This window comes from Bradyrhizobium sp. WBOS07, from assembly GCF_024585165.1.
GTDB lineage: Bacteria > Pseudomonadota > Alphaproteobacteria > Rhizobiales > Xanthobacteraceae > Bradyrhizobium > Bradyrhizobium japonicum_B.
Genome location: NZ_CP029008.1, coordinates 3,655,269 through 3,674,931, shown reverse-complemented (window position 1 = coordinate 3,674,931; position 19,663 = coordinate 3,655,269). Strand labels below are relative to the sequence as shown.

The 19,663-nt window shown below is 65.0% G+C and carries 15 protein-coding genes; 7 read left to right on the top strand and 8 right to left on the bottom strand.

Annotated elements, in window-relative coordinates; genetic code table 11:
- Positions 1-91: 91 nt before the first annotated feature.
- Genes DCM79_RS17590 through DCM79_RS17580 form a run of 3 tightly spaced genes read left to right on the top strand, consistent with a single transcriptional unit; the run spans position 92 to position 2,905 of the window.
- Positions 92-1,225: an ABC transporter permease gene (locus DCM79_RS17590; RefSeq protein WP_257175559.1), complete on the top strand. Its 1,134-nt coding sequence runs from the start codon at positions 92-94 to the stop codon at positions 1,223-1,225.
- A 2-nt stretch (positions 1,226-1,227) separates the two neighbouring features.
- Entirely contained in the window at positions 1,228-2,022 is a 795-nt protein-coding gene (locus DCM79_RS17585; protein ID WP_373568081.1) for an ABC transporter ATP-binding protein, read from the top strand.
- A gap of 16 nt (positions 2,023-2,038) precedes the next feature.
- Positions 2,039-2,905, top strand: a complete 867-nt coding sequence (locus tag DCM79_RS17580) for an MlaD family protein (protein WP_257175558.1) — start codon at positions 2,039-2,041, stop codon at positions 2,903-2,905.
- Positions 2,906-3,136: 231 nt separating this feature from the next.
- Here DCM79_RS17580 and DCM79_RS17575 read toward each other — a convergent pair whose 3' ends face one another.
- The gene (locus DCM79_RS17575; RefSeq protein WP_257175557.1) at positions 3,137-8,899 is read right to left on the bottom strand and encodes an apolipoprotein A1/A4/E family protein; all 5,763 of its coding nucleotides are present in this window, start codon (positions 8,897-8,899) and stop codon (positions 3,137-3,139) included.
- 398 nt (positions 8,900-9,297) lie between these two features.
- Here DCM79_RS17575 and DCM79_RS17570 point away from each other — a divergent pair, with 398 nt between their 5' ends.
- On the top strand, positions 9,298-9,672 hold the full coding sequence (locus DCM79_RS17570; protein ID WP_257175556.1) for an Hpt domain-containing protein: 375 nt from the start codon (positions 9,298-9,300) through the stop codon (positions 9,670-9,672).
- A gap of 177 nt (positions 9,673-9,849) precedes the next feature.
- Positions 9,850-10,170, top strand: a complete 321-nt coding sequence (locus DCM79_RS17565) for a 2Fe-2S iron-sulfur cluster-binding protein (protein ID WP_028137518.1) — start codon at positions 9,850-9,852, stop codon at positions 10,168-10,170.
- Between the two features lie 16 nt (positions 10,171-10,186).
- Here the strand turns inward: DCM79_RS17565 and DCM79_RS17560 are convergent, their stop codons facing one another.
- Positions 10,187-10,654, bottom strand: coding sequence for a thioesterase family protein (locus DCM79_RS17560; RefSeq protein ID WP_257175555.1), 468 nt, complete (start codon positions 10,652-10,654; stop codon positions 10,187-10,189).
- 183 nt (positions 10,655-10,837) lie between these two features.
- On the opposite strand from DCM79_RS17560, the gene DCM79_RS17555 reads away from it, so the two are divergent.
- Positions 10,838-11,866, top strand: coding sequence for an NAD(P)/FAD-dependent oxidoreductase (locus DCM79_RS17555; RefSeq protein WP_257175554.1), 1,029 nt, complete (start codon positions 10,838-10,840; stop codon positions 11,864-11,866).
- A gap of 107 nt (positions 11,867-11,973) precedes the next feature.
- A complete protein-coding gene (locus DCM79_RS17550; RefSeq protein ID WP_257175553.1) occupies positions 11,974-12,564 on the top strand; it encodes a DUF2147 domain-containing protein in 591 nt (196 codons plus the stop codon).
- A gap of 272 nt (positions 12,565-12,836) precedes the next feature.
- Here DCM79_RS17550 and DCM79_RS17545 read toward each other — a convergent pair whose 3' ends face one another.
- From DCM79_RS17545 to DCM79_RS17520, 6 genes are all read right to left on the bottom strand, one after another.
- A complete protein-coding gene (locus DCM79_RS17545) occupies positions 12,837-13,112 on the bottom strand; it encodes a hypothetical protein (RefSeq protein ID WP_257175552.1) in 276 nt (91 codons plus the stop codon).
- Complete coding sequence (locus tag DCM79_RS17540; RefSeq protein ID WP_257175551.1) at positions 13,109-14,692, bottom strand: PepSY domain-containing protein; 1,584 nt, start codon at positions 14,690-14,692, stop codon at positions 13,109-13,111. Before DCM79_RS17540 ends, DCM79_RS17545 begins: the two co-directional genes overlap by 4 nt.
- Positions 14,693-14,709: 17 nt before the next feature.
- A complete protein-coding gene (locus DCM79_RS17535) occupies positions 14,710-15,030 on the bottom strand; it encodes a hypothetical protein (RefSeq protein WP_257175550.1) in 321 nt (106 codons plus the stop codon).
- Positions 15,027-17,129, bottom strand: a complete 2,103-nt coding sequence (locus DCM79_RS17530; protein WP_306556673.1) for a TonB-dependent siderophore receptor — start codon at positions 17,127-17,129, stop codon at positions 15,027-15,029. Before DCM79_RS17530 ends, DCM79_RS17535 begins: the two co-directional genes overlap by 4 nt.
- 749 nt (positions 17,130-17,878) lie before the next feature.
- Entirely contained in the window at positions 17,879-18,145 is a 267-nt protein-coding gene (locus DCM79_RS17525) for a hypothetical protein (protein WP_257175548.1), read from the bottom strand.
- 196 nt (positions 18,146-18,341) lie between these two features.
- Entirely contained in the window at positions 18,342-19,640 is a 1,299-nt protein-coding gene (locus DCM79_RS17520; RefSeq protein ID WP_257175547.1) for a HAMP domain-containing sensor histidine kinase, read from the bottom strand.
- Positions 19,641-19,663 lie beyond the last annotated feature (23 nt).

Genomic DNA, 19,663 nt, shown 5'->3' with positions numbered 1-19,663 from the left:
AACTAACATTAACCACTTGGGGATACCTTCTCTGGGTAAGGGCGCGTGCGCAACTCTGTGATTTTCTCCGCCCCAGTACGGGAGCGGACATTTGGATAGCGATCCGAAGCTGGAACGGATTGCCAAGGGCAACGCGCTGGCACTTTGCGCCACTGGGACCTGGACCGCGAGCTTCGCGCCGGCGCTGGAACGGATGGTCGCCGACGCCGAGAAACTCGCCGGCGGCCCCCAAAGCATCTTCATCGACGTCTCCGAAGTCGCCAAGCTTGACACTTTCGGCGCCTGGCTGATCGAGCGGCTGCGCCGCAGCCTGACCCAAGGCGCGGTCGAGGCCCAGATCGCAGGGCTGTCCGCCAATTATTCCAGCCTCGTCGACGAGGTGCGGCGGGTCAGGGCGGGGGCCGTGGTCGACAGCAGCCCGATCACCATCGCCGGCATGCTGGAGCAGATCGGCCGGACCGTGGCCGGCCTGGCCGGGACGGTCGCGGGCCTCGTCGACATGCTCGGTGCCGTGCTCGCGGCATGGTTTCGCGTGCTGATACATCCGCGCTCGTTCCGCCTGACCTCGACCGTGCACCACATGGAGCAGGTCTGCTGGCGCGCGGTGCCGATCATCGTGCTGATCACCTTCCTGATCGGCTGCATCATCGCCCAGCAAGGCATCTTCCATTTCCGGCGGTTCGGCGCCGACATCTTCGTGGTCGACATGCTCGGCGTGCTGGTGCTGCGCGAGATCGGCGTGTTGCTGGTCGCGATCATGGTCGCGGGCCGCTCGGGCAGCGCCTACACCGCCGAGCTCGGCTCGATGAAGATGCGCGAGGAGATCGACGCGCTGCGCACCATGGGCTTCGATCCGATCGAGGTGCTGGTGCTGCCGCGCATGATGGCGCTGGTGCTGGCGCTGCCGATCCTGGCTTTCCTCGGCGCCATGGCCGCGCTCTATGGCGGCGGGCTGGTGGCCTGGCTCTATGGCGGCGTCGAGCCCGAGGCCTTCCTGCTGCGCCTGCGCGACGCCATCTCGATCGATCATTTCATCGTCGGCATCGTCAAGGCCCCGGTGATGGCGGCCGTGATCGGCATCGTTGCCTGCGTCGAAGGGCTTGCCGTGCAGGGCAGCGCGGAATCGCTGGGCCAGCACACCACGGCCTCGGTGGTGAAGGGCATCTTCTTCGTCATCGTGATGGACGGCGTGTTCGCCATCTTCTTCGCCTCGATCGGGATGTGACGATGGCAAGAGAAGTTCAAAGAGAAATTCAAAGCGAGATTCAAAATCCCATCATCCGCGTCCGCGGCATCACCGTGCAGTTCGGCACGACGCGCGTGCTCGACGGCCTCAACCTCGACGTCAAGCGCGGCGAGATCCTCGGCTTCGTCGGCCCGTCGGGCGCGGGCAAGTCGGTGCTGACGCGCACCATCATCGGTCTCGTGCCGAAGGTCGCAGGCTCCATCGAGGTGTTCGGCGTCGACCTGGATTCATCGAGCACCGCGCAGCGCCGCAACGTCGAGCGGCGCTGGGGCGTGCTGTTCCAGCAGGGCGCGCTGTTCTCCTCGCTGACGGTGCGGCAGAACATCCAGTTTCCGATGCGCGAATATCTGCGGGTCTCGCAGCGGCTGATGGACGAGATCACCATGGCCAAGCTCGCCATGGTCGGCCTCAAGCCGGAAGTGGCCGAGCGCTTTCCGTCCGAGCTCTCCGGCGGCATGATCAAGCGCGTGGCGCTGGCGCGGGCGCTGTCGCTCGATCCGGACCTCGTCTTCCTGGACGAGCCGACCTCGGGCCTCGATCCCATCGGCGCCGGCGACTTCGACGAGTTGGTCAGGACGCTCCAACGCACTTTGGGGCTGACGGTTTTCATGGTAACCCACGATCTCGACAGCCTATACACAGCATGTGACCGCATCGCCGTTTTAGGGAACGGTAAGATCATTGCGGCAGGGTCGATCGCCGACATGCAGGCCTCGCAGCATCCCTGGTTGAGGCAGTATTTCCATGGCAAGCGCGCCCGCGCGGTCATGACTTGAGTAGCCGGAGCACCTGATGGAAACGCGGGCGAACTACATCTTGATCGGGTCGTTCACGCTGGCGGTGATCGCCGCGGCGATCGGCTTCGTGCTGTGGTTTCAGTCGCTGCATACCACCAAGCAGCGCAGCCCCTTGCGTGTCGTGTTCGAGGGCCCGGCGGCGGGCCTGCGCAACGGCGGCAGCGTCAACTTCAACGGTATCCGGGTGGGCGAAGTGGTCTCGGTGAAGCTGGACAATCCGCGGCGGGTTGTCGCACTCGCGATGATCGAGAACAACGCCCCGATCCGCAAGGACACCCTGGTCGGCCTCGAATTCCAGGGTCTCACCGGCGTCGCCGCGATCTCGCTCAAGGGCGGCGACGAGGCGGCAGCCCCGCCGCCGCTCGACCAGGACGGCATCCCGACGCTCACCGCCGATCCCAACAAGCTGCAGGACGTCACCGAGGCGATCCGCGCCACGCTGCAGAACGTCAACAAGATCGTCGCCGACAATCAGGAATCGGTGAAGAACTCGCTGAAGAATCTGGAGACCTTCACCAACTCGCTGGCGCGCAATTCCGAGAAGATCGACGGCGTGATGGCCAAGGTCGACGGCGTCATGCTCAAGGCCGACAATCTCATGCTCGGCCTCAACACGCTGGCCGGCGGCAAGGACGGCGGCGAACTGTTCCAGGCGGTGAAGTCGATCCGCGAGCTCGCCGACGATTTCGACAAGCGCTCCGGCGCGCTGATGGCCGACGGCCGCCGCACCCTCGGCGACATCAGCCGCGCCGTGAACAATTTCGACCGCAACCCCACCCGCGTGCTGTTCGGCGCCAGCAACTCGTCACAGCCCGCACCGCCGCCCGAACCGCCGAAGCCGGCGGCGGCGCCGAGACGGTAGGCGAATGCGCTCGTGTCCCGGACAAGCGGCAACGGGTCAGCGTTGCTGCGCAGAGCCGGGACCCAAGCGGCAACACGGTACACGCGGAGACATGGGCCCCGGCTCTGCCGCGCACCGCCGAAGGGGGCGCTGCGCTGCGTCCGGGGCACGGCAGCGAGGATGCAAAACAAAAAAACGGAGGCCGCGAGGCCTCCGTTTTGCGTTCGCTATCCGTCACTCGCTATTTGCCGCTCACCCCAGCCGTCCCGCCGCATGCGCCAGCAGCGTGTACACCAGACCCGTCTCCGAGGTCAGGTGGCTGCGCAGCTCCTGCGGGCCGCGGCCGTCGCGGGCGACTTCGTCGAGCAGGCGCTCGAACTCGGCGACGTAGCGGTCGACCGTGCCCTTGAAGTTGCGGTCGGCGCGGTACTTGCGGGCGACCTCGTCGAAGGCCTTCTGACCGGCGGGCGTGTAGAGGCGCTTGGTGAAGGCCTTGTTCTCGCCGCGCTGGTAGCGGTCCCACATCTCGGCGGCGAGGTTGCGGTCCATCAGCCGGCCGATGTCGAGCGACAGCGATTCCAGCGGATTGCTGCTGGCCTGCGGGGCCTGCGGCTGCGGCGCGGGGCGGCCACGGGGAGCCTCACGTCCGGTCGGGGCGCCCTGATTGGCGTCGGTCCGGCTGAGCAGGTCCGACAGCCAGCCGTCACGGCCCTGGTCGTTGCCGGAAGGCGCGACCGGCGGCGCTTCGGTGCGGCGCGCGGCCGGCATGCCGAGGTCCGGCGGCGGCAGCGTGGAGGCGCTGCCGGTGTCGCGCATGCGGGTCTCGGTCGCGCGAGCGGCCGCAACGGCCATCACCGGCTCTTCCTGGCGATGCACGGCGACGGAGGCGCGGCCCGCCGTGGTGACGTCGAGGCCGCGGCCGTGCTGGGCCACGATGCGGTTCAGCTCGGCGAGCGCCTCGATCTGGTCGACGATCACCTTGCGCATCTGCGCGGTGCTCTCGGCGGCCTCCTGCGGCATCTCGAGCACGCCGCGGCGCAGCTCGTTGCGGGTGGCTTCGAGCTCGTTGTGCATCTCGAGGGCCATCTGCTTCATGCTGGCGACGAGGTTGGTGAACTTCTCGGTCGACTGCTTGAACATCGCGTCCGCCTCGTCCGTGGTCTGGCGGTAGATGTCGTGCATCGCCTCGATGGTCTGGCGGTGCTCCTCCTCGGAGGCCACGCGCACCGCCTCGAACTGGCGGGTGATCGCGGCCGAGCCGGCGCCGGCGGTCTCGGCGACGACGCGGGCGATGTCGCGGGCACGCTCCTCGGCCGCGGCCAGCGATTCGTCGAGCAGGCCGGTGAAGCGCGACAGCCGCTGGTCGAGATCGGCGGTGCGCAGGTCGATCGTGGTGACCAGCGATTCCAGCGCCTGCTTGCGCTCGGCGAGCGAGGCGGTGGTGTTCTTGTTGCTCTGCTCGACGACCTGGGCGGCCTCGACCAGCGCCTTGCCGTGCGCGTCGAACTGGGTCGACAGCTCGCCGAGATCCTGCAGCGCCTTCGTGGTCTTGCTGTTGAAGACGTTGAGCTGCTCTTCCAGGTTCTGCGTCGCCGCGCCGTTGCGCGAGGTGACGTCGTTCATCGCCGAGACGAAGTCGGCGACGCGCGTCACCAGCGCCCGCTCGAGCGAGTTGAGGTTGTCGTGCGCACCGGTCAGCACTTCCTGGAGCAGGATGTTGCCTTCGCGCAGACGCTCGAACAGCGCCACGGTGTCGGTGCGCAGGATCTTGCTGGTCTCCTGCATCTCGGTGACGGCCGCGACCGAGACCTGGCGCGACTGGTCGATCGCCGAACGCGAGGCCTGCTCGAGGTCCTTGAGCGACTTGCCGACCGCGCTGGTGGCGATCTCGCTCGCCGCGTTGATGGTGCGGGCGACTTCCGAGCCGTTGCCCATCATGGTCTGCGAGAAGGCCTGGCCGCGCGTCTCGATCGACTTCAGCGCGTCCGAGGTGACGCGGTCGATGTCGAGCGTGAGCTGGCTGGTCTTCGAGCCGATCGCGTCGACCAGGGCGCCGCGCTTGGCGTCGATCATGTTCGACAGGCGGTCGGCCTGCTGCTGCACGTAGGTGACGATCTCGTCGGTCTTGCCGGTCATGGCCTGGCCGAAGCTGGAGCTGGCGGCGAGCACCGAACGTTCGACGTCGGCCGAGCTCGACTTGACCCGCGAGCTCGCCTCGTTGGAGGCCGAGATCAGCGCGTTCTGGGCGTTGAGCGCGCTGGTCTGGATGTCGTTGGTCGCGTTGGCGGCGGCCGCGCTCAGCGTGCGCTCGATCTCGGTCGAGATCGTGCGGATCTGGCTCGCGGCGTCCGCCGAGGTCGAGGTCAGCGAGGTCTGGGCCTCACGCGCGCTGTTGAGGATGGTCGAGGCGGTGTCTGCGCCGACCGCGGTCAGCGTGCGCTCGATGTCGGTGGTCAGCGACTTGATCTGGGTCGCCGCGTCGGTCGAAGCCGTGATCAGCGTGCCCTGGGCCTCGCGCACGCCGCTGGTCAGCGCCTCGATGGTGGCGCCGCCGGCAGTCGCCAGCGCGCGCTGCATCTCGGCTGCGAGCGAGCGGACCTGGCTGGTCTGCTCGGCCGAGACCGTGAGCAGGGTGCTCTGGGCGTCGCGGGCGCTGGTGGTGATGGTCTCGGCGGTCGACTGGCCGACCTGCGAGAGCGAACGATGCACCTCGGCCGCGAGCGACTTGACCTGGTTGGCTGCCTCGGACGACGCCGTGACCAGCATGCTCTGCGCTTCACGCGCGCCGGCCGTGATCGTTTCGGCGGTCGAGGTGCCGGCCATCGAGAGCGAGCGCTGCACGTCGGCGGTGAGCGACTTGACCTGGGCCGCCGCATCCGCGGAGCCGGCGACCAGCGTGTTCTGCGCTTCGCGTGCCCCGGTGGTGAGGATCTCGGCGGTCGAAGTGCCGGCCATTGTGAGCGAACGCTGCACGTCTGAGGACAGCGCCTTGATCTGGTTGGCGGTCTCGCTCGAGGCCGCGATCAGCGCGCTCTGCGCGTCGCGGGCGCCGGCGGTGATCGATTCTGCCGTGGTGGTGCCGGCCAGCGACAGCGAGCGCTGCACGTCGGCCGTCAGCGTCTTGACGTGGTTGGCCGCGTCCGAGGACGCCGTGACGAGGGTGGTCTGCACCTCGCGGGCGCCGGCCAGGATCGAGGCTGCGGTGGCCGAGCCTGCCGCCGAGAGCGTGCGCTCGACGTCGGTCGCGAGCCCCTTGATCTGGGTGGAGGCTTCGCCCGACGCCGCGACCAGGGTCGACTGCGCCTCGCGGGCGCTGCTCAGGATCGAGTTCGCCGCACCGGTGCCGACCGCGGTCAACGCCTGTTCGACCTCTGCGGAGGTCATCTTGAGCTGGGCGTTGACGTCGGAGGAGACCGTCATCAGCGACTGCTGGGCGGCGCGTGCGCCGGTCTGGATCGTCTCGCTGGTGTTGACGACGAGGTTGGTGAGCGAGCGCTCGGCGTCCTCGACATGCGAGCGGATCGCGGTCGAGATCATCTCGGCGCGGGACATCATGTCCTCGCTGGCCTGGCGGCCGCTGCTTTCGATGCGGCCGGCAACGGCCTCGACGCGCGAGCCGAGCAGGTCTTCGAACTGCGCCACGCGCACGTCGATGTCGCTCGCGACCGAGCCGACCTTGGTCTCGATGGCCTGCTGGATCTCCTGGAAGCGCGCGGTGACCGTGTCGGTCAGGTGCATGCTGCGGCCGTCGATGATCTCGGTGACGCCGGTAATGCGGCGGTCGACCGCTTCGATCGCCTGCGCGGTGCCGTCGGTGAGCGTCGAGGTCAGCAGCGTCAGGCGCGTGTCGATCGACTGCACGGCCTGCGATGCGCCGTTCGTCACCGCGGTGGTCAGGTAGGTGAGGCGGGAGTCGATCGATTCGAGCGCCTGCGTCGCGCCGCCGGTGAGCGTCGTCGTGAGATGCGTCAGCCTCGTATCGATCGAGTGGATGGTTTGCGACGCGCCGTCGGTCAGCGTGCTCGTGAGGTGGGTGAGGCGGCTGTCGATCGACTGGATAGCCTGGGCGGCGCCGTCGGTCAGCGACGAGGCGAGCGTGTTGATGCGTCCGTCGATCGTCTCGGTCATCGACTTCGCACGGCTGTCGAACGATTGCTCGAGCGCGGTGACGCGGCCGCCGAGCTGCTCGTCGAAGGTCTTGATGTGGCCCTCGATCGTGGAATCGAGGCCGGTGATCTTGCCGTTCAGCGAGGCGTCGAAATTGCTGACGCGTTCGCCGATGGTGGTCTCGAACTGCGCCAGGCGCTGGTCGAGGATCGCGGTGATCTCGCCGCCGTTGGCGGTGAAGCGGGTGTCGAAATTGTCGACATAGGTCTTCAGCGACTCATGGATGTCCTGCGTGCGCTGGCCCATGCGTTCGACGATCTCGCCGCCGAAGGTCTTCACGGTGCGGTCGAACTCGGAGATGTGGCGCGTGATCAGGGCGCCCAGCGTGCCGGAATCGCGGGCGAATTTCTCGACCAGCTCGGTGCCCTGGTTCCTGACCAGTTCGTCGAACGCGCTCATCTGCAGCGACAGCGAATCGTGCGCGGTCTCGGTCTGGCTGACGACCTTGGCGACCAGGGTGTTGACGGTGGCGTCGAGCGCCTCGCTCGCCTTGTCGCCGCTCGTCATGATCTGGCCGGCGAGGCGGTTGCCGGCGTCGTCGATCTTGGCGGAAAGGTCGTTGGAACGCAGCTCGAGCTCGAGTAGCAGCGAGTCGGACGAATTCTTCAGGCTGTCGTGCACCTGCTCGGTGCGCTCGGAGATGCCGTCGACGATCGCAGCCGAGCGCTGCTCGAATTCGCCGGTGATGCGGTCGATTCGCTCGTTCAGCATCTCGTGGACGCGGTCGGCGAGGTCGACGAACTCGTCGTGGACGTGGCCGGTCTTGAAGTTGAGGCTGGTGGTCAGCCGCTCGCTGGCGTCGAGCACGGCACGCGTGGTCTCGTTGCTGGCCTCTTCGAGGCGGTCGAGCAGGTCGCCGCCGCGCTCGCCGAGCGCCAGGATCATGTTGTCGCCGGCATTGCTCAGCGCGCTGGTGATGTGGGCGCCGCGCTCTTCCAGCGCGCCGGTGATGGACTTGGCGACCTCATCGACGCGCGAGGCGATCGCGTCCGAGATCAGCGCGATGTCGTGGCGCAGATCGATCTGCACGCCGGAGATGGCGCTGCGGACCTGCTCGGCCTGGCCGACCAGGTTGTCGCGCTGATGCGCGATGTCCTGGAGCAGGGCGCGGATGCGCACTTCGTTGTCGGAATAGGCGCGTTCGAGCGCGGCGACCTCGTTGGCGACCAGCGTCTCGAGCTCGCCGGCGCGCGCGATCGCGCGCTCGATGCCGTCGCCCATCGCCGCGACCTCGCGGCGGATGGCCTGGCCGACGGTGACCATGGAATCGGAGGCCGAGCCCTCGGGCTCGGAGAAGCGGATCGCGACCTGCGCCATCGCCTGCGCGATCATGCGCATTTCCTGGCCGCGCCAGACCAGGCTGGCGAGGAAGTAGAACAGCATGATCGGCGCGAAGAACATCGCGATCAGGCCGGCGATGACGAGCACGCCGCCGCTCTGGCCCATGGCGGCCTGGATCGAGGGCAGGAATCCGAACGTCAGCGCGGCGCAGGCGGCAAGCCAGACGCCGGCGAAGATGGTGGCGAAGGTATAGACGCTGCGGGCAGGGCGGCCCTTCTGCAGCGCCTGCAGCAGCTGGCCGATGGTCTCGCGGTCATCGTTGGCTGCGCGACGCGAGGCGCGCGGCTCCTCGACCGGGTCGAACACGGTCGAGCGTTCGTTCGCGGCAGGGCGCGGCTCGAAGCTCGGCTCGTCGAAGGCCGGAGGAGTCACCGGGGGCGCCGTCTCGCTGCGCATCGCGGCGTTGCGGCTGGTATCTGCAGCGGTGTCGCTGATGTTGAGGGCTTCCTGGATTGCAGAAAGCGCGACTTCTGTGGGGTCTTTGACCTTTTTCGGAGTGTTCGCCATGTTCAGTCCGAGCCCTCGTTACTTGTACGCGTCCCCCCGCGAGCCCTGCGCCCTGCGCAAGCCCACAGACCGGATCATGCCGCTTGCGCGGATCTCCGAGCCGTCCCCACCCGGACGGCTTGTCCGCCAATTTCCGCAACATCCTATTGGCAGAGCGTCGCGAATGAAATGCCCGCGATTAAGACATTCTTAATCATCGTTAACAGGATCGCGCCGTAACGCCTTAGCAATAAATGAAATTCTCCACCGGACTCGGTCGATTGCGGCAACTTTTCGTCAATAAACGGGCAGAACTGCGTCTTCGACCCCAAACATTTCGTTAACCATTTCCATGCTTGGGTGAAGTGATCTCACCGCCGGACCGGCGGAACCGTCGCGCGATGCCGGGGCCTTTCGCCATGACGCCTGAACTGCAACGGATGGACTGGATGCCCTCGCCCCCGCTTGCACCCATCGACAGCCCGCTCGACCTCGACCATCTATCCCGGATGACGCTCGGCGACGCCGAGCTGGAGCAGGAAGTGCTGGCCATGTTCGCCGAGCAGGCGGTCCGCCTGGTGGCGGCGATGGCGGGCTTGCCGGCCGAGGCCGGCGCGCTTGCCCACAAGCTCAAGGGGTCGGCGCGCGGGATCGGCGCCTTTGCGGTGGCCGATGCCGCCGCGAGCCTGGAGACCGCGATCCAGATCGGCCATAACGAGCGCCACGCCTTCGCCGCGCTGAAGGAGGCGGTGACCGAGGCTCGCGCCGCCATCGAGGCGATCCTGAAGGCTTGAGACCGCGCGGCCGAGCCGGATACCAGGCTCTTGTCTTAGCCTCTTGTTTTGACGCATTTTCTTGCCGCAAAGCGGCATTCACTTCGCATCAAAACCCTATGGCGCCGGGCTGATCGACCCGTTATAGGACAGCCCGGACCCTCCTTCATTCCCAGCACCGCGGCAACACGAGCACACATGGCCAAGATTCACTTTGTCGACCACAAGGGCGAAACCCGCACGGTGGAAATCGAGAACGGCGCAACCGTGATGGAAGCCGCGATCCGCAACAGCATTCCCGGGGTCGAGGCCGAATGCGGCGGCGCCTGCGCCTGCGCGACCTGCCATGTCTATGTCGACGAAGCCTGGCGCGAGAAGGTCGGCAGCCCGACCCCGATGGAAGAGGACATGCTCGACTTCGGCTTCGACGTGCGCCCGAATTCGCGCCTGTCCTGCCAGATCAAGGTCACCGACGACCTCGACGGTCTCGTCGTGACGACGCCGGAACGCCAGGCCTGATCGTCCCTCGACGAGACTAACCGCTCGGCGGCGCGATCTCGATGCCGCGCTTGTGCCAGGGTCTGAATTTCTCGATCACCTCAGGGGTCAGCGGGGCCGGCCGGCGCGTCGCCTCGTCGAGCAAGACGCCGACCGACGTCGCCGAGGCGACGCATTTTCCTTCCGAGAACACGACCTGCTCGAAGGTCACGGACGTGCGTCCCAGCTTCACGACGCCGAGGCCGAGCTCGATGGTGCCCGGCCAACGTAGCTCGGCACGAAAATGCATGTCGAGGCGCACCATGATCCAGGCGAGGCCCGGCGGGGTCAGGCCGTATTCCGGCAGCTTCATCAGCGTGACGCGGCCGGTCTCGAAATAGGTGGCGTAGACCGCGTTGTTGACGTGCTGGTTGGGATCGAGGTCGCCGAAGCGGACGTTGTCGCTGAGGCGGTAGGGGAAGTCCTCCAGGCGCGGCGTCGTATCGAGGCGACTTGGTGCGTTCACCGATTGATCTCCGTCATATCCTTGCTGGTTACAGCCCAGTTATGCTGCCCCGGCAAGTGGGCGCGGCCGCGGGGCGCTCCCGCTTTTATGCCTTCCCTGATCCATCCCCGTTGGCTAGACAGGCAGGGGTCACCTCGGCCCAAAGGGCGCCGTCCAACAGATAGCGACAGACAAAGAGACGACATGAGCGACGCGATCAAAACCGATGTGCTGATTATTGGCGCCGGCCCCTGCGGTCTGTTCGCCGCCTTCGAGCTTGGCCTTCTCGACATGAAGGCGCATTTCGTCGACATCCTCGACAAGGTCGGCGGCCAGTGCGCCGAGCTTTATCCGGAAAAGCCGATCTACGACATTCCCGGCATCCCGCAGGTCTCGGGGCAGGGCCTCACCGACGCGCTGATGGAGCAGATCAAGCCGTTCCATCCGACCTTCCATCTCGGCGAGATGGTCGAGACCGTGGAGAAGATCGGCGATCCCCTGTTTCGCTGCACCACGGACGCCGGCAAGGTGTTCGAATGCAAGGTGCTGGTGATCGCAGCCGGCGGCGGCTCGTTCCAGCCCAAGCGTCCGCCGGTGCCGGGCATCGAGGCCTATGAAGGCACCTCGGTGCACTACGCGGTGCGCAAGATGGAAACGTTCCGCGACAAGAACGTGCTGGTCGTCGGCGGCGGCGATTCCGCGCTCGACTGGACGCTCAATCTGCATCCCATTGCCAAGCGTATCACGCTGCTGCACCGCCGCGACGAGTTTCGCGCCGCGCCCCACAGCGTCGAGCAGATGCGCGCGCTGGTTGCCGGCGGCAAGATGGATCTGAAGCTCGGCCAGGTCACCGCGCTGTCAGGCGCCGACGGCAAGCTCACCGGTGCCACCGTCAAGGGCAACGACAACAGCATCACCGAGGTCGCCTGCGACACCATGCTGCCGTTCTTCGGGCTGACCATGAAGCTCGGTCCGGTCGCAAACTGGGGCATCGCGCTGGAGAACAATCTGGTGCCGGTCGAGACCTCCGCGTTCGAGACCAACGTGCCGGGCATCTTCGCGATCGGCGACATCAACACCTATCCCGGCAAGATCAAGCTGATCCTGTGCGGCTTCCACGAGGGCGCACTGATGTCGCAAAAAGCCCATCGCTACGTCTATCCGGAGAAGCGGCTCGTGTTCCAATACACGACCTCGTCCTCCAGCCTGCAAAAGAAGCTCGGTGTCAACTGACGGCGACGGGGGCGGCAAGGCATGCCCCATGTTTCTGGTGCTGGAACCGTTCGCGAAATCGCCGTAGTCTGCGGCCATTCCGGTCGTGGAATAACTAGGGTGATCTAATGCGGAATTTCTCCAGCTTTCGGCTGCTGCCCTTCCTCGCGCTCGCATTTTCGCTCGCGACGGTGACGCCGTCTGCGGCGCAGACCGCCGAGCCCACGGCGGCGGGTCTGTGGCAGAAGGTCGAAGACGGCAAGACCGTCGGATGGTTTCTCTTCATCGACCGCGGCGGCATCTTCGAAGGCGTGATCGCAAAGACCTTCCCGCGTCCCGGCGACGATCCGAACGAGGTCTGCAGCAAGTGCACCGACGATCGCAAGAACGCGCCGGTGCTCGGCATCTCCTTCGTCCGCAACATGAAGCGCGAAGGCTTGAAGTACGAAGGCGGCAACGTGCTCAATCCGCGCGACGGCCAGATCTGGAAGGCCAACATGAAGGTCAGTCCCGACGGCCAGACCCTGACCCTGCGCGGCTATCTCGGCATTTCGCTGCTCGGCAAGGACGAGACCTGGACGCGCCTGCCTGACGCCAACATCGCCCAGGTCGATCCCGCCATCGTGGCAAAATATCTGCCCGCCCAGGCCACGGCCACCAAGCAAACGGCGCCGGCGAAGAAGGGCGGCGGCATGATGGCGCCGGCGCCGAAGCAGTAGAGCCGTTGGGCGGGTCATAAGCGCCCGACCGATGTCCGCTTTCCCCGCGAGCGGCGCAAACGCGGAACCTGAAGTCCGGGTCGGGCCCGATTATGTTGCAAGTCGCTGTGACCGAAGCATGCCCGTCTGCCATTTGGCAAAGTGGATCCGACCCTGACGCTCTCTGCGCGATGCACAGAGCGTGAGCGGGTGGAGGTCGCGCGACGAGCGAAGATAAGTGAGCCTCATCCCGGGCGTGCTCGGCCAGCTTAAGGTGCCGAATGCAAACGAGCTCAAGATGGTTGATCCTGATTGCCGCGCATATTCGTTAATGCCGCAACCGCCCAGCCGAAAATCGCGGCAGCGCCGATCCAAATCAGGAAGTCGCTCCATCTTCCGGCAAAGCCGAGGACGAGTCCCGGCATCAACATCGCCAGCAGGAGCAATCGCCGGATGCCCGGGCGCACGGTGATGCCGTTACGACGTCTCCGATCAAGTCTTGCAAGGATCGCGACGCAGATGGCGCTGAAGAAAGCCGCCCCCAAGCCGAGCCAGCCGAGCAGCATCATTCGGCCGACTGCATGACGGCGCCCGCGCCGAATGTCGTTTGCTCGCGACGGCGCAAAGACAAGCCAGCCGAGACTACGCACACAAGGCCGCCGAGCACTACCAGTCCATCCATTACGGGTATCGCGCTCTGGCCTGCCGCGAGCGCCGCGTTCCAATCGGGTCCTCCAACGGCAGTGCGCAACACCGGGATCACGACCATCAAAATGCCGGTCGCGCCGAATAGCAGCGGCGGGACTCGTTCGACCGAGCGCATCACTATCGCGGGAATCAGCGCAAGGGCGGCCGCAATCAGAAAGGCCGCAGGAGTCCAGAACACCGTGGCGAGCGACGGCAGGCTGGCAAAATAAGCCGCGGCTGCAACCGTCATCGCGAATGGCAATCCGCCCCCCACCCAGGCCGTGGCGCGGCCAAGCCCACGCCAGCCACGTTGGTTGGAGCGACGACGAACCCATAAATTCAATCCGCTCCATGCGACGTACGCGCTTGCAGCACCCAGCGCGAACCATACCGAACGCGACCACCAGCCGGCAAAATTGCCAAAGTGAACTGGGCCGATGAGGCCAAGAAGCGACGCACCCCAAGATGGCTTCAAGCCGATGATCGGCCGCTCGCGGATCAACTGGCCGGTCGATCCGTTGTAGATCAAGCGCATCGCCGTCAGGTCCCCGCTCCGCGGCGCCGGAAAGACCGTGATCCGCGAATCGGCGCGACCGCGGTTTTCCCATCCTGCACTCATCAGCGGGGCACCGGCACGCTGACGCGCATCGGACAGTATGCGATCAATGTCGGCAATTGCCGCCGGACGGGCGTCGACGTTATTCAAGCCATTCAGCGTCGTGACCATTTCGCGCACGTCGCCTTTGAAAGCGATTTTCGCCAACATCGGCAGCGCCACGGCGATGGCAAAGCTGAGATAAGCTCCAGTGAAGGCCAGGACGAAGGCGTGCGGCAACGTCCATGTCCCCGCGACGGAATGCAGATCGCGCAGGCCGACAAGCCGATCGCGTCCGCGCATCAGGAAGATGTCCCGGAACAGATGCCGGTGCATCAGGATACCCGAGACCGCCGCCACCAGCATGGCAAGACCTAAGATGCCAGTCAGGATCAGTCCCCACGGATTGGGCACGTGCAGGCGCACGTGAAGATCCACATAGAAGCGTCCGAGCGCGGCGTGGGGATCATTGGCCGCAAGTTCGTTCCCAAGTCCTTCCTGGCGCGAGATCACGCTTTCGTTCGGTCCGATCTCGTACAGGACGCCGCGCTCGCGGCGGACGCCGTTTACAGTTTCATCGGCATGGAAGAACGCATGAACGTTGCCGGCCGGTGTGGCTCGAAGACCGAGGTCGTCACGAAATTCCTCAGGTGTTTGCGCTTCGAGCCGCGCCAGCACAGCGCCGAGCGGTTGGTTCAGCGGATCGCTGATACCGAGCAGTCCGCCCGACCAGGCTTTGATCTCGTTCGAGAACACCGCCGCCATGCCCGTCACGATGACGACGTAGAGCAAGAGGCCTAACACGGCGCCGGCCCAGCCATGAACCGCTACCAGCGTCTTGGTTTCGCGTGCTTTCAGATTGATCACATGCTTCTCCCCGCGAGCTAACCGGCAAACATGCGGCTTAGTGCGATTGCGTGAATGGCGGCGATGACCGTCATTGTAATCGCAACGCGGCCGAGGTTCCGATCCAGCAGGGCATAAAAGAAGATGATGCCCCAGATCGCGGGCATGAAGAACAATGGAAACGCGATGTGGTCAACGCCTCCGGCGCCTTTCGGCATCCAGAACGGCATCACGGACAAGATCAGCGCGGTGAGTGCGAGCGCGCACGGTCCTGCCAGCAGGGCCCGCAGCCAGGGATGCCAGCGGCTGCGATTCCGCACCTTTGAATGCGACGCTGCCAAACGGTGGACCTCGCTCAAAAATTAAACGTGGTCGACATCAGATAGGTGCGCGGCGCGCCGAGCGAGACTGCGCTGCTGACCGTGCGGTAGGAGTTGTAGTAGGCCACGTTGAAAACGTTCTCGACGCTCGCGCGCACGACAATGGGCTTGCCGTTCCACGGCGAAGCAAAGGTGTAACGTGCCCCGACATCGACCCGCGTCCAGTCAGGCAGCACTTGTGTGTTGGCATCGTCGGCAAAACTTTCGCCGGTGTAGATGACCCTGCTCGTAAGCGTCAGGCCATCGACGAAAGGAGTATCCCATTCAGCGCCGATATTGAGGTTCACCGTCGAGATACCGACCGGCGTCCTGCCGTTGTAGTTGAATGTGGCGCCGCCCGGGTACGCGTACCTCTGGGAAACCACCTCGCCGTTGATGATCGTCACACCGCCGAGCACCCGAAACCAGGGAGCCAATTCACCGAACGTGTAGAGTTCGATGCCACGGTTGCGCTGTTCGCCGACGAGCCGTCGTGCGGGCAGCCGCCCCGCCACAGGAACCGACGATGCGTTCGGAGCCGTGATATCGAAGTAAGAAGTGGTGAACGTAATGCGACCCACATCGATCTTGGCGCCGGCTTCCATTTGTTTGGTTTGAGCGGGCGGCAGAATTTCGCCGACGTTCGAATATGTTGTCGCTCCAGAGACTATTTCCGGCAGCTTAAGGCCTTCGATGTAGTTCGCGTAGAGCGAAACATTCTCGACGGGCTTCACGATGATTGCGTAGCCGGGGCTCCATACCGAGCCTTCGATATGCGAGGCGGTCGGCGGCGTCAGAAAAGTCTGGCTGTCCGCACCGACCGATTGCCGCCGCGCGCCCACGATGAGCTGCAGGCGGTCGCCGAACATCGACATCGTGTCGGCAATGCCGACGCTTCTCATATTTGTCTGAGTTTTCAGATTCTGCACGATGGTGGTGAAGTTCGGCAGGGGGCTCGGAATGGGGTTGTACAGATTCGAATTGATGATACCGCCAGACCTGCCGAAGGACGTGTAGTCTCGGTCGAACGTCGAATAGTTCATCGTGAAGAGATGCTTGACAGGGCCGGTGTTACCGGTTGCGCGAAAGCCGATGTCGCTCGCATAGTTCTCGAAGGTGTCATACCCCTTCAGAGCGGGATTTGACCAATTTCCAAGGCCACCCACGTTGGTGATGCGCGGCGATACGTATTGAAAATCGACGTCGCTCCGGTGATAGCCGCCGGCAGCGTAAACGGTGAGCCAGTCGGTCATGTCGACCTCGGCCCGTGCCATCGTGAACGTATCCTTCGTCTTCCAGCTCGCCCAGTCCGGCATGTAGTTGGTGCCGGGCCGAGGCGGAGGCGGCACGGGAATAGTGAACGGGAAGGGCGGGCTTGACGTAAACGTCAGGAAACGCTGCGGCGGCGTGAGATTTTCGGCTTGGTAACCGAGATCAACGGAGACTCGTGCACGCTCGCCGCGATAGTCCATATTGAGGACCGCGTTTCCAAGCTCGTCGGTCTGACGGTCGATCGCGGTGTTTCCGCCTCGCCCGCCGCCGTTGAAGCGAATGCCGAACTCCTTGTGCTCGCCGTAGCGACGCGCCACGTCGATGAAAGCACCGAACTGCGATTTGGAAATGTACACGCCGGTAAGTTGGGTGATGTCGAAGTCGGGAGCTTGCTTCGTTACCAAGTTTACGCTGCCGCCGATTGCGCCCGCCGGCGGCATGCCACCGAGCATGACGCCGGGCCCTTTAAGAAGCTCGACGCGCTCGAGATAATTGGCCGACGTCGAATATGCAGGCGCCATGCCGTAGAGGCCGTTCATCGCATAGTCGCCGGCGTCGTAATAGAAGCCTCTTATGTAGAGGCCGTCGACGCCGTTGCCGGAAGGTGTCTTGCTGCGGACCGACGGATCGTTGGCAAGCACATCGGCGACGGTGCGCGCCTGCTGATCCTGCATCAGTTTGGCGGTATAGCTGACCTGGTTGAACGGCGTGTTCATCACCCCGCGATTGCCGAGAAAGCCGAGCTGCGAGCCGGTGGCGACCTGACCGCCAGCATAAGGAGCCGGCGGAGCACCCAGTGCGCCGGTGGCCGGCGCGACATAAGGCACCGGCTCGACCTGACGAAGTGCAGCCGGAGGTATGCGGCGCTGTGGAGTCGTAGTTGCTCCTTGAGTCCGTTGAGCCTGGCGCGCGCGAGGAGCCGCAGGCTTCGGCGCCTCGACTTGGACCGGCGGTAGGACCGATTGCGCAAGAACCGTCGTTGCACATCCTATGGATTGGGCCGCGAGAGCGAGATGGCTTACAGCGCCCAACAAAGCCGCTCGACGCAAGAGTCCGCACCAATGTACACGCGACATCCCCAACACCCCCAAGCACCGCTGATCCCAGAGCCGATCTGGCCTTACCATGCTGGATATCGTCGGGCATCGGGACGGCGGTTAGAACCACTCAAAACAAGCGACTCTGTCAAAGTCTGTTGCGTGATTGCGACTATCGAAGTTGGTCCGAGCGATCTCGCGCGGTAAGGACTCAGCGAAGGAAGGACTTGAAAAAGTCTTTCGCGAAGTCTCGATCGTGCGAGTCCATCACCGTTCACGCTTACGAGGAACGATCTTCGCCAGCACATGGCTGTTCCAGGTCGAGGCCGGTATGGCGATCAACAAGCGGAACAATTCTGTTTTGCTCGCAGAACCTGACATCCGCGACTTATGAGTACACGCCCCGTCGCCGCGCAGCATGCGGACGGCGGGCTCGTTCGCCCTAGCCGTGACCACTTCGACCGCGGGGCATCATGACGCAGAAGCGCTTGCCATCCGGTCGGCGCGGAGCACCGAACCGGACGACGACAAAGCCAAGTTCAGTGCGCCTGCTCGTTCGAACCTGCGCTCGCGAGCTGCTTGATCCGCGGCGACAGCACGGAAAGCTGTACGGGCGAGGCCGGCATGCCGGCGACGATCATCGCAGGCGCGGCCGACTGCTCCTCCACGCCGGCGCCGCCGAGCACCCGAACCTGCGTCGGCGTGATCGGATACGACGTCACTTCGTAGGAGGGAAGCTCGTCGGCCAACGCGGCCGAGCTCGCAATCACGGCGCCGGCGATGGCAATCATTGTGAGAATACGCATTGGAAAAGCTCCGTTGGAGATGTCAATCGGAGGTTTGGTCGTGACGATGCAGGAACAGGTTCGCTCGCGTGCGAACAATCGTGTGGCCGTGAGCGCATCTATTTGATTGCGTGATGCGACAGGATGAAACGACGACGAAGTCTTCCGCGTCAATGTTTCCGGATGGCTTCGCGGCGTCGATCGACGCAGCTCGCAGCTAGCCGGTCTGCAGCTCCAGGTGCGGAGATCGGGTCGGCGCTGCGGTCACGGGAAAGCGCAGGCTCATGGTCGTGCCGCGGCCGGGTGCGGAGGAGATGACCAGCTCGCCGCCATGGGCGGCCATGATCTCGCGGACGATCGACAGGCCGAGGCCGGCGCCGTCGCCTGCTGTAGTGCCGGTCTGGAACGGTTCGGTCAGCCCTTGCGCCACGCCGTCGGGCAGGCCCGCGCCGTCGTCGTGGATTGAGATGCCATCGCGGCCGAGAGTGGCGGTGATGCGTCGCGCGCCACGGGCGTGGATGAGTGCATTGCCGACGAGATTGGCAAGCGCGCTGCGCACCGCCGCGTCCACGCCCTGCACCATGACCGGATCGGGCCCGGCCTGCTCCAGTGCGAGCTCGATGTTGGCATCGAGCGCCGAGGGGCCGAAATCGGCCAGCACGTCTCGGGCTATTTCGCCGAGATCGATCGGTCGTGTCTCGATCGCATGGTTTTGCAGCCGCGCCAGATCGAGCATGGCGGAGACCAGCGAGGTTAGCCGGCGGACGTCGCGTACCAGCTCGGCCTTCAGGGCCGGGTCAGGCAAGTCCTCGATCTTCGCACGCAGCAGCGTGAGCGGCGTGCGCAGTTGATGGGCGGCGTTGCCGAGAAAGCGGCGTTGCATCCTGATATAGGCGTCGATCTCGCCGAAGGCGCGGTTCAGCGCCTCGACCAGAGGCTTCAGCTCCGAGGGAACCTCCGACAAGGATATCAAGCCTTGCGGTGCCGACGGATCGATCGCGAGAGCGCGACGCGCGACCCGCTCGATGCTGCGCGAGACGTAACGTGCAGCAAGCGCCGAGCCGACGGCAACGGTTGCGGCAAAGGCCAGCGCCACGAGGAAGATCGAAAAGATCCTGCGGAGGAGAAACGTCCTTGCAATCCGGCCAAAGCGGACCCGTGGCTCGCCAACCATCATCCCGAGCCGCACCGAGCCCCGTTGTACGGCGGAGAGACAGAAAGTGCTGTTCTGGTCGAGGGTGCTGAAGACGGACGTGCCGACGGGCCCGCGGTAGGGAAACACGAAGGGAAGGGCGGGCCGATGTTCGCTGCCATACTCGCTAACCAACTCGCCTGCGGACACGACGTACCAGAGGTTTGGGCTGTCCGCCTTCAATTCCTCGAGGGCAGGAGTCGAACGGACCGTCAGTCCGTGCCCTTCGATGACCGTCGCGCGATCGAGAACGGCAGCCACGACCTGGCAGGACCTAAACTCGTGTTCCTCAGTCGGATATCGCGAGATGAAGATGCCCAGCATGGTCAGGAAGATCGTCGTCGCCG